The 10,886-nt window shown below is 60.0% G+C and carries 10 protein-coding genes and 1 pseudogene; 5 read left to right on the forward strand and 6 right to left on the reverse strand.

Annotated features, from left to right (window positions below):
• Positions 1 to 162: 162 nt before the first annotated feature.
• The 4 genes from ABYO54_RS07875 to ABYO54_RS07890 form a co-directional block, all read right to left on the reverse strand.
• Positions 163 to 1,443, reverse strand: a complete 1,281-nt coding sequence (locus tag ABYO54_RS07875; RefSeq protein ID WP_372807703.1) for a TolC family protein — start codon at positions 1,441 to 1,443, stop codon at positions 163 to 165.
• A gap of 46 nt (positions 1,444 to 1,489) precedes the next feature.
• Positions 1,490 to 1,777, reverse strand: a complete 288-nt coding sequence (locus tag ABYO54_RS07880; protein ID WP_372807704.1) for a hypothetical protein — start codon at positions 1,775 to 1,777, stop codon at positions 1,490 to 1,492.
• Between the two features lie 13 nt (positions 1,778 to 1,790).
• Positions 1,791 to 2,072: a metal-sensitive transcriptional regulator gene (locus ABYO54_RS07885; protein WP_372807705.1), complete on the reverse strand. Its 282-nt coding sequence runs from the start codon at positions 2,070 to 2,072 to the stop codon at positions 1,791 to 1,793.
• 162 nt (positions 2,073 to 2,234) lie between these two features.
• Entirely contained in the window at positions 2,235 to 3,968 is a 1,734-nt protein-coding gene (locus tag ABYO54_RS07890; RefSeq protein ID WP_372807706.1) for a histone deacetylase family protein, read from the reverse strand.
• Positions 3,969 to 4,302: 334 nt separating this feature from the next.
• Here ABYO54_RS07890 and trpS point away from each other — a divergent pair, with 334 nt between their 5' ends.
• The 4 genes from trpS to pheA all read left to right on the forward strand — a co-directional run bounded on the left by trpS (position 4,303) and on the right by pheA (position 8,228).
• Positions 4,303 to 5,265 carry a tryptophan--tRNA ligase gene (trpS, locus tag ABYO54_RS07895; protein WP_372807707.1) on the forward strand — a complete coding sequence of 321 codons (963 nt, stop codon included), beginning with the start codon at positions 4,303 to 4,305 and terminating at the stop codon, positions 5,263 to 5,265.
• A gap of 71 nt (positions 5,266 to 5,336) precedes the next feature.
• Positions 5,337 to 6,311 (forward strand): ScpA family protein, encoded by a 975-nt coding sequence (locus ABYO54_RS07900; RefSeq protein ID WP_372807708.1) that lies wholly within the window; start codon positions 5,337 to 5,339, stop codon positions 6,309 to 6,311.
• The gene (scpB, locus tag ABYO54_RS07905; protein WP_372807709.1) at positions 6,308 to 7,075 is read left to right on the forward strand and encodes an SMC-Scp complex subunit ScpB; all 768 of its coding nucleotides are present in this window, start codon (positions 6,308 to 6,310) and stop codon (positions 7,073 to 7,075) included. Before ABYO54_RS07900 ends, scpB begins: the two co-directional genes overlap by 4 nt.
• 88 nt (positions 7,076 to 7,163) lie before the next feature.
• The gene (gene pheA / locus ABYO54_RS07910; RefSeq protein ID WP_372807710.1) at positions 7,164 to 8,228 is read left to right on the forward strand and encodes a prephenate dehydratase; all 1,065 of its coding nucleotides are present in this window, start codon (positions 7,164 to 7,166) and stop codon (positions 8,226 to 8,228) included.
• 52 nt (positions 8,229 to 8,280) lie between these two features.
• Here pheA and ABYO54_RS07915 read toward each other — a convergent pair whose 3' ends face one another.
• A complete protein-coding gene (locus ABYO54_RS07915) occupies positions 8,281 to 8,754 on the reverse strand; it encodes a thioredoxin family protein (protein WP_372807711.1) in 474 nt (157 codons plus the stop codon).
• 47 nt (positions 8,755 to 8,801) lie between these two features.
• A complete protein-coding gene (locus ABYO54_RS07920) occupies positions 8,802 to 9,713 on the reverse strand; it encodes a hypothetical protein (protein WP_372807712.1) in 912 nt (303 codons plus the stop codon).
• A 459-nt stretch (positions 9,714 to 10,172) separates the two neighbouring features.
• Between ABYO54_RS07920 and ABYO54_RS07925 the strand changes: the two are divergent.
• A pseudogene (locus ABYO54_RS07925) lies at positions 10,173 to 10,886 on the forward strand (hypothetical protein); the annotation flags it as partial.

Genomic DNA, 10,886 nt, shown 5'->3' on the forward strand with positions numbered 1-10,886 from the left:
CCGGGCTTCGGCAGCTGGATCTGGGGGTGCATGGAACAGGTCCATGTTTCGGGGGCGACGGCAACGGATGGGCCGTTCCCTTCGGGGGTGCCGGCGGGAGCGGCCAGCCATCCGCGCAGGATAACGCCCGCAACGAACGCGGCGGCAATGAATAGGATGGGTTTAATGCGTTGCATGGCTTGCTCCTTCCAGAAAATCAATGCCGGTCAGTTTGCCGAGCTCGGCGCGATGGATGAGGTGGTCGGCCAGCGCGCGTTCGTAGGCGAGCTGGAATTCCAGCAACATGCGCTCGGCCTCGATCAGGTTGATGAATTCCAGCTGACCGGCTTCATAGCCCTTGCGGTTGACCTCGAGGGATTGTTGCGCCTTGGGAATGAGGCTCTTCTGGTAGAGATCGATTTTGCGGTCGGCGTCGCGCAGGTTGAACAGCGCCTGCTTAAGGTCGGCTTCCAGCATCTGCTTCCGGTCTTCGAGCGTTAGCTGTGCGGCGGTTCGCTCGAAGTCTGCGGATGCGATACGGGCGCGGTTCTTTCCGATCCAAAGCGGGACGTTGATGCCAATGGTTCCAAGGATTGGATCCTTGCCGCTATTGGAAACCGGCATGGCGGCATCCCCGGTCTGGATATACTGCACGCCGAGGGTGAGGTCGGGCCGGCGCTCGCGTTGGGCCAGGGTGACCCGCTGCAACCCTTGTTCCACATTCCAGACCAGAGCGGAGAGGTCCGGACTTGTTCGTTCCAGATCTTTCAGCAGCGCCGCTTCGTCGGGAGCGATTCGGGCATACGGCAGTTCAAGCGGCCACGGAAGCGGGGCGTCCGCCGGGCGGTTGAGCGCGGCGTTGAGTCGGGCCACCTGCGGCCGCCGCAAGTCCTTCAGGGAGGAGAGCCGGTCTTCGAGACGCCCCAGCTCAACTTGCGCCTGAAGGATGGGGGCCATGAGGGCGCCGGCCGAGTGGCGGGCGCGGGCCACTCTTTCCAAATCGCGGATGAGCCGGATGCGCTCCTGCGTAATGTCGATGCTCCGTTTCAGATAGTAGAGCTCGGCATACGCCCGGGAAATGCGGAAGGCGAGATCGAGTTTTTCCTGCTTATAATTTTCTTCGTAGCCGGCGGCCATCGCCGAGGCGATGGCCTTTCTGGCGGCGCGTTTTCCAAGCCCCGGAAAAGTCTGGGCCAGTCGAAGCTGGTGGTTCTGCGGGCCTACGCGGGTTTCGACCGATTCAAAATAATAGCCGTAGGTGAAGGTTGGATCGGGCAGCGCCTGTTGCACGGAGATGGATTCTTCAGCTCCCTTCCATCGATGGAAGGCCGCCTGGAGGCGCGGGTTGTTTTCCGCACCCTGGTCCAGTGCCGCCCGAAGCGTCAGGTTGGTTCCGAACGGATCGGCATAACTGCTGAACCAGGCAACGGTGAAGAGCGCTGCAATGGGCCATCGTTTTTTCATGGCGCCTCCTGTTTTACGGTTTGTCCGTTTCCGGCGAGGTCACCTGCTACGGGGTTGAGTCGGGCGTGACCCCTTCCGCTTCGAGCCGGTTGATATATTTGTCGGGATTGGCCTCGATTTTTTCGATGCATCCGGGGCAGCAGACGTAGATGCGCTTGCCTTTGACATCGACCCACAGGGCCTTGTCCACGGCCGATCGCTGCATGACTGGGCAATGGGTCTGTTCTTTCGGCTCGACCGCCGCTGCGGTTTCGGCCTTTTTCTCCTCCACGCCTTGGGCAGCGAAGGCGACGGACATCGCGGCGATCAGGGCGATTGCGGTTTTTCTTTTCATTGCGCGTTCCTTTCTATTTTTCCATCCGCTTTATCACGGTCATGATTTCCTCGAGTTTTTCTTCGACGGCCGCTTCGTTGCGGCTTTCGATGGCAGAGGCGACGCAGTGCTTCAGATGCTTTTCAAGAATAATTTTGCTGACGGAGTGCAGCGCCGAGCGCGCGGCTTGGATCTGGGTGATGATGTCGATGCAGTATTCGCCGTCGTCGATCATGCGTCCCACGGCCCGGACCTGCCCCTCGATCCGGGCGAGCCGGGTTTTGTTTTCCTCGTGCGTTGTCGGGTGTCCTTTCATATCGGTTCTCCGCGTTTCAATGGGATAGATACCCCCATGGGGTATGGCGTTCAATCAAAAAGGCGACAAAAACGATCGGGATTCCGGCGAATGGGTGGTGGCCGGGCACAAAAAAGCCGCCGGGCGATCCGGCGGCTTGGAGGGGAAACGCGGGCAGGGGCGTTAGGAGCGCGTCTTTTGCCGGCCTTTATGGAGCCCTTCAAAAAAGCAGCGGGCATTGGTGCCGAGCGTCTGGGTGCGGTAGCCGCCTTCCTGGACGATGAGGATCGGAAGGTCCATGGCCCCGATCATCATGCCGTTTTTATGGAAATCCTTGGCGACGAGGTTCCAGCTGCCGGTGGGGTCGCGCTTGGCCGTGTCGAGGCCGAGGGCGATGATCAGATAGTCCGGCTTGAAGGCCGTGATGCGCTTGAGGGCCTTGGCGAGGGTTTTCTGGTAGCGTTCGACCGAGCAGTCTTCGGGCAACGGCAGGTTGACGTTGAAGCCTTTGCCTTCGCCTTTGCCGGTTTCGGCGGCGATGCCGGAGAAGAAGGGGTAGGCGTAGGCGGGGTCGCCGTGGATCGAGACCGTCAGCACGTCGGCGCGCTCGTAGAAGATGTCCTGCGTGCCGTTGCCGTGGTGGAAATCGATGTCGAGCACGGCAACGTGCCCGTAGTCGGAGAGATATTCCGCGGCGGCGGCGGTGGAGTTGAAGTAGCAGAAGCCGCCGAACTTGCTCCACTCGGCGTGGTGGCCCGGGGGGCGGACCAGCGCGTAGCTGAGGTCGTAGTCTTCGAGCAGCATCTCCGCGGCCGTTACGGCGCAATCGACGGCGCCGCAGGCGGCGAGGTAGGCGTTGCGGTTGAGCGGGGTTGTGGTGTCGGTGCAGAAGCAACCGATCTGGACTTCGACGTCGCTGGATTTGCGGAAGCGGTTGCGACCGGGGAACACGGACGGATAGATGGATTTGTCGACCGGGAGCTGTTTGCAGACATCGCGCAGGAAGGCGAGGTATTCCGGGTCGTGGATGCGGCGCAGCAGCGCGGCGGGGGTTTTGCGGTGCTCGACCTGTTCGAAGAGCCCGGTGCGGTTGATCTCCTTGAGGATCTGCGACAGGCGAACCGGCGATTCGACATAGCCCTTGTCGGTGACGTGGTGGATGGCGTGCTGGTCGTTGACCACCAGCGCAATGGATGTTTTTTCGTGCTGGTGCACCGGGGCGGGCTTGGCCTTGTAGCGCGGTGCGCGCAGGACGGCCGGATCGTCGCGGAAGGATTCCACCACCTCTTCCACCTGTTCCTTGGCAACAATGCCGTGGTATTTCCGCTCCAGAATGGCTCGCACCACGGTCCGGGTCAGCCCGAGCGGCAGCGGCGCGGCGGTGTCGAGCGCGTCGTACATCAGGTAGTACAGATCCTGGTCGCCCGGTTTGACCGGCGAGTCGTAGACGTTGTTGCAGATCGGCAGGGCACCGTAGCGCTCGTAGAACCTCATCCGCATCTGGTTGTTTTTAAGGGTGGCGGGGTCTGTGACCCGGTCGTCGTCGATGCTGCATTCGAAGAACAGGCCCTTGACCTTCAATTTGGCCGACTCCTCGCGAATGCGTTCGTAGAGCACGCTGCCGATCCCGCCGCCGTTTTTCAGCGGCGCGGCGGAGATCAGTTCCAGATAGGTGACGTTGATGTCCGCCATGTGCAGCATGATGGCGAATCCCTTGACGTTCCCGGCGGTGTCGTCGGCGACAAACAGGACGGAGCGGTATTTGTAGCTGACGGGATCGTGCAACTGCAACGGGATCTTTTCGAGATCTTCGCGCCGGGCGGTGGGGAACTGTTTGCGGATGATGGATTGCACCTGTGCAATGGCGTGGCGGTTGGCGGCGGAGGCGTCGTCGTATATTTTTCGGATGCGAAACATGGTTTTCCTGCTTGCTGGATGGTGTTGCCGGGGAGTCTGCGCACCCTTGCCGGCTGCTGTGGACTGCAACTCTCCTATAGGAAACGCTTCATAGGTCGGCGCCGTATGATTCTCAAGTAGATAGTGCAAAATCTTTACGGGGCCGCTCGCGTGCCGCGACCCCGGCCCGTGCCGGAGTTTCGGGGCTTATGGATTTGTAAAGGATTCGCATAACAGGTAGAAACGGGCCTTGTTTTCGGCGGAAAGCCGGGAGTTGAAAAGAGGCGTTTGTGGAGGCGGGACCGGCCGACGACTGGCCGGTGCCTGCAATGAATGGCCGGGAACGGAGTTTTGAATGAGAATACTTACGGGTATACAGCCTTCGGGCAAATTGCATATCGGCAATTATTTCGGGGCGATGAAGCCTGCGGCGGAGCTGCAGGATAAGGGCGATGCCTTCATCTTCATCGCCAACTACCACGCCATGACCACGGTCCAGGACGGGCCGGCGCTGCGGGAGATGACCGCGGACGTGGCGCTCGATTTTCTGGCGTGCGGCGTGGATCCGGAGCGCACCGCGCTCTATCGCCAGAGCGATGTGCCGGAGGTGCATGAGCTGGCTTGGCTGCTGTCGGTCGTTTGCCCGATGGGGCTGCTCGAACGCTGCCACTCCTTCAAGGACAAGGTGGCCAAGGGCATCTCCCCGATGCACGGCCTGTTTGCCTATCCCGTGCTGATGGCCGCCGACATTCTGGCGCCGCAGGCCAACGTGGTGCCCGTGGGGAAGGACCAGAAGCAGCACGTCGAGGTGACGCGCGACCTGGCGGTCAAGTTCAACAACACCTACGGCGAGGTCTTCACCATTCCGGAACCTTCGATCCGCGAGAACGTCGCGGTGGTGCCCGGCATCGACGGGCAGAAGATGTCGAAGTCCTACAACAACACCATCGAGATTTTCATGGAGGGCAAGCCGCTGAAGAAGCGCGTGATGTCGATCGTGACCGACAGCAAGGAGTTGGAGGATCCGAAGGATCCCGAAACCTGCAACGTGTTCGCCCTCTACAAGCTGCTTTCGACCGACGAGGAGCAGGCCGCGCTGGCCGAGCGCTACCGCGCCGGCGGCCTGGGCTATGGCCACGCCAAGCTGGAGCTGCTCGAAAAGATCAACGAGCATTTCGCCCCGCTGCGCGAAAAGCGCCGCGAACTGGCCGGCAACATGGACTATGTCGAAGACGTGCTCAAGGCCGGGGCCGAAAAGGCTTCGGCCCTCGCCCGCGAAACCCTGCAAAAGGCTCGCCAGGCCGTGGGGCTTGCCTAAGGGCGGTCGAAGGACGCCATGCGACATTCTGAACTCTGCATGCGTGTTTAAAAGGAACGGTGTCCAGTCCAATGGAATTGATTAAAGACGACTACAAGGTCTCGCTCGAAGTGTTCGAGGGGCCGCTCGATCTGCTCTTGTACCTGATCAAAAAGGACGAGGTGGATATCTACGACATTCCGATCGGGCGCATTACCGACCAATACATGGAGTACCTGAAGCTGATGAAGGTGCTCGACCTGAACATTGCGGGCGACTTCCTTGTGATGTCGGCCACGCTGATGCTCATCAAGAGCCGCATGCTGCTGCCCGTCGACGAGCGCAGGGATCAGGAGGACGAGGAAGAGGAGGACCCGCGCTGGGATCTCGTGCGCCAGCTGGTCGAATACAAAAAGTTCAAGGATGCCGCCGACCATCTGGAGGATCTCGAACTGCACATGGAAAACGTGTTCGGCCGCGAGAGCGAACATGTGGAACTGGGGGCCCCGCCGGACGTCGACCTGAAGGACGCGAGTATTTTCGACCTGATCTCCGCCTTGAACGAAGCCCTCGGCCGCGTGCAGGAGGAAAACCTCCAGGAAATCTTCGCGGAGGAATACACGGTTGGCCAGAAGGTGACCTTCCTCGTGGAAAACCTGAAGTTCGTCAGCCGCCTGTGCGTCAGCGATCTGTTCGGCGGCATGACCTCGCGGCAGGAAATCGTCTGCACGTTCCTCGCGGTGCTGGAGCTGATCAAGCTCAACAAGATCGCCTGCATCCAGGATGAACGGTTTGGCGACATCATGGTTGAAGCGCGCGAGCCCGAAGCCGCCCCCGGACTTCCGCCGGAAGAACCGGAACCGCGGCATCCGGAGTTCGATATTATGGAGGGCTTCATCTCCGAGCGCGAACCGCGGGAAGGCGACGAGCCCGAACGCGCCGAATTCGAGGACGACCGGCAACAGGCCTCAAGTGGATTTGGAAAAATGAGTCGGGACAAAATCAGTCTAAACAGCGCGGGACCGGATAGGTGTTTTGTGGGAACACGATCGGAGTGCAGGCAATGAGCGAAAGCACGGTAGATGTACTTCCTGAGTTGAAGCAAATCGTCGGCGCGCTGCTTTTCGCGGCCAAGGAGCCGCTGACGGTCAAGCGCATGCGCAAGGCGATGATCGAGACCGGCAACGGGTTTGGCGGGCCGTACGAGCAATATGCCAAGGCGACCGACAGCCAGATCGAAGGGGCGCTCGAACAGTTGCAGGAAGATCTGGAAAAAGCCAAGGTGGGCTTGAGCGTTGCGCTGGTTGCCGGGGCCTATCGTTTGCAGAACGATGCCACCTGCGGCCCGTTCGTCCGGGCGCTGCTGGAGAAGAACCAAACCATGCGGCTGTCGAAGCCCGCGCTTGAAACGCTGGCGATCGTGGCCTACCGCCAACCCTGCCTGCGCTCCGAGATCGAAGAGGTGCGCGGGGTTTCCGTGGATGCCGTGTTGCGCAAGCTGATCGATATGCAGCTGGTGCGCGTGGTGCGCCGCAGCGAGCTGCCGGGCCGCCCGTGGTTGTTCGGCACCACCCAACGGTTCCTGGAGCATTTCGGCATCAATGCGATCGACGATCTGCCCGGTAGCCAGGAGCTGAAGCGCGCCGTGCCTGCGGAAGAAAAGAACAAGAAGGAAACCACTCCGAACCTGCCGCATATGGATGAGGAGCTGAAGGGAAAGGTGCGGACATCGGATGACGATGGCGCGGATGAATCCATCGCCGCGCTCGACGAGGAACTCCAGGCGGAGGAAGCCGCCGCAACGACCGAGGAGTCGGAAAAACAGGATTGAACGACCGCAGTGGCGCGAAGGCGAAAAGAAGCGCGAAGCGTCGTTTCTTTGCGGCTTCGCGGTCAACATATTTACGAGGACACAAACTATGAATCTTGATCATTTGAGAACCGAAATCGATACGCTCGATTCCGAAATCGTACGCTTGCTGAACGAGCGCATCAACGTGGTGCTTAAAATCGGCGAGGAAAAGAAAAAGTCCGGGGCGGAGATCTATGTCCCGTCCCGCGAGCGCGCCGTCTTTGAAAAGATCAAGTCGCTCAATGCCGGGCCGTTGCCGGATGAGTCGATGCACGCGATCTATCGGGAAATCATGTCGGCCGCGTTGGCGCTTGAGACCGAAATGAAGATTGCCTATCTCGGGCCGGAAGCGACGTTCACCCACCAGGCCGCGCGCAACAAGTTCGGGGTCAGCGTCGAATATATCCCGACCGGCACCATCGCCGAGGTGTTCGACAAAGTGCAGAGCCGTGCGGCCGACTATGGCGTGGTGCCGATCGAAAACTCGACCGAAGGCGCCGTTACGCACACCTTCGACCAGTTTGCCACCACCACCTTGAAGATCTGCGCGGAAGCCTATCTGCCGATTTCGCTCACGCTGCTCTCGAACAAACCCAAGGAAGCAATCACCCTGATCTTTTCGAAGCAGGAAGTGTTCGGCCAATGCCGCGGATGGCTGGGCAGCAACATGCCCAACGTGAAGCTCTCGCCCGTGGAAAGCACCACCAAGGCCGTCCAGCTCGCCATGGAAACCCCCGGTGCCGCCGCGATCGCCAGCGTGATGGCGTCCGATATGTACGAAGTCGATGTGCTGGCCGAAAACATCCAGGACATGCAGGGCAATACCACCCGCTTCCTCATCATCGGCCAGGAATACAGCGCCCCGACGGGATGCGACAAAACCTCGATCGTCTTCGGGGTGAAGCACCGGGTCGGCGCGCTCTACGACGCGCTTTCCGTCTTCAAGGCCGACAACATCAACATGACCAAGATCGAGTCGCGCCCCAGCCGCAACAAGGCGTGGGAATACTATTTCTTCGTGGATATCGATGGCCACGTCGAACAGCCCGAAGTCAAGCGCGCCCTCGACGAGCTGCAGGAGCACTGCACCCTCATGACCGTCCTCGGCTCCTACCCCAAGGCGGAGATTTAGCGCAATCGAGCCGGAATGCGGGGTACGTTCGCGCGGTTCCGGGGGCGATTGGTCAATAGGCCCATTGGTGTTTCGTAAAGAATTTCTTTAACGGTGGCGCCATGTTTTGCGGGATGTCCTTTCCCCAGGCGCCTCCATCGATCATGCCAACCGGTTTTCCCGTATCGTCAATTGCGATGAATGCGGGAATGCCGTTGGCTGAGTAGGCCGTGTCCTTTAGGGCCTCCCGCCATTTGTCCGCATCCAGTCTAATCACATAGGTGCCCCGAAAAGCATCGATCATTAACGGGTCGTCCATGCTGGCGTGTAGCCGCCTGCATGGGCCGCACCATTCGGCCGACACCTGAATGAACGGAGTCAATTGAAGCGCTTTTGCCTTGATGATTTCTTGGGCCAATTGAGCGGTGAATTCCTGGGAGGAGGGCGCCAGGTCGATGGCGTGCGGCATCTCCTGCTCCGTTGGGTTCTCCGCGAATAGGTTCGATGCCAGACCCAAGGCAAGTGCGGCCACTGCGTATGCTTTCATTTTGTCTCCCCTTGTTTTTTGGTTTTGAACGGCGGGACTCGATTTTCCTAATCGTATGCCCCGTTTTCGTTGATCAGCCATTCCAGTGCTTTGGAACGGCTTTTGGGGGGCGCGGACTGGTGTCCCCCGTCGAATGAAAATACCACCACGGTGTTGCCTTTCGAGCTGAGCAGTTTGCCATCCCGTTCCAGCCAGCGGTTGGCATGGTCGTTGTTGCCGTTTACCATGGCGATGCGCATTCCGGAGGGGTAGGGCCAGTCGTAATAATCATACCCGCCGAGCCATCCCGCATTGGCATAGACCCCGGCCCAAGGGCGGTCGATCTGGGCGGTATAGTTGTAGGCCCGCATGGCGCCCCCCGAGTTCCCGCCCATGAACATCCGCTTGGGGTCGTGCGGCACGGTCGATTCAATTATCGGAAGCAGCTCCTGGAAGCGTTTAAGCATCTCGGGATCCCCTCCGTCATTCGGCGTATTGTAGAATTCCGAGCAGGCCACCATGACGATGCCGTGAAGCTCCGCCGCGTCTACAAACAATTTAAGATAGCGGGCCGCCTTGCCGCTGGCATTAAACAGGATCAGCATCGGGCGGTTCCGGTTGGTCTCGCAGACGGTGGGGTAGTATGCATAGAAGTCCGTCGTGTATTCCCCTTCGGCTACGTAATGCTCGAAGCGGCCGCCTAGCGCATCGACCAAGACATCCATCTCCTGCTCGATCTGGCTCCACTCGACGAGCCATGCCTGGTCGATCGGGGAAAGCTCGTCGAACGCGATCGTGTGCTTCTCCGAATCATGGATCAGCAGCACCACTTCGCCGGAAGCGGCATCATAGCTGAGCTGGGCCGCACGGAGCTTTTGGCCGGATTTGAACGTCCATACCCGCTCGTCCGTATTGGCCAGCACCAAGCTGGAGCAGAACACTGCGAGTGCAATTAACGACAATAGTTTATAGGGCTTCACGCGTGCTTTTCCTTTCGTTGTTGGGCCGGGTTCCTTTTGCCGTTCGCTTCATTGGTTGTGTCGGCATGAAACCCTGCCCATATGAGACGGGAGACTACCGCGAGGTTGTGAAGTGTTGCAATGAGGATGTGAATGTTTTTTGCATTGGAAATGTTTTCGATCCGGGGCGCGGGTGTTGGGGTGGGGTCGGAATGGGGAGGGTCGGAACGCTATTATCATCATTACAAGTTTGATTCGCGCATGGTTGTCGCCTAATTTTTTCCATGGCGCGCAAACCAAGGTGGGGCGGTCTATCATGTCGTGAGTCGTGGAGATCGCCAAAACGACCTGTATCGCGACGATCGGGGTCGGGAGTGCTTTCTGGATACGCTCGGTGAAGCATGCAAGCGAAACGGCTGGCTCATTCATTGAAAGCGTGCTGACCCCCTGGTGCCGTAGTTTAAATTTAGGAGCAATGTTGTGTCTTTGACGTCAAGCGAACTGAAGGTTTTAAAGGAAGTGGTCTCGTTGCCGACCGCGCCGTTCTGCGAGTCGGCGGTGCAGGACTATGTCTGGCGCTGGGCCGGGGAAAACGGGATCGCCATCAAGCGGGATGGCCACGGCAACATGCTGCTGACCTATCCCGGCAAGGGCCGCCAGTCCGGCAAACCGTGGGTGTTGCAGGCGCACATGGACCATCCGGGCTTTGCGTTCATTAAGCGGCGCGGACGGCAGGCGCAAGCCTGGTTCCGCGGGGGCGTGCTGCCGGAGTTCTTTCCCGAGGCCCGCATGCGGTTTTTTCCGGTCGATGGCGAGCCGGTCGGCGGCACGGTACGGACGGCGCGCCGCGACAAGGAGTCCGGTTTCCTGCGGTGCGCCGTTGAACTCGATGCGCCGGCTGCTCTTGCCGAAGGCACGTTGGGCATGTGGGATCTTCCGGCGTGGAGCCGGAAGGGCGCCCGCCTCGGGCTGCGCGTCGCCGACGACTTGGCGGGCGTGGCGGTCATTCTGCTGACGCTTGACCGGTTGAAACGGCAAGGTGCCGCACGCAGCTGCCACGGCCTGTTGACGCGCGCCGAGGAGGTCGGTTTCATCGGGGCCATCTCGGCGGCGCAGAACAAAACCATCGATCCTTCGTGGCCCGTGCTCGGGATCGAATGCTCCAAGGAGCAGCCCTCCGCCAAGTTGGGGAAC

This window comes from Pontiella sp. (assembly GCF_041622395.1).
In the GTDB taxonomy this organism is placed as follows: Bacteria; Verrucomicrobiota; Kiritimatiellia; order Kiritimatiellales; family Pontiellaceae; genus Pontiella.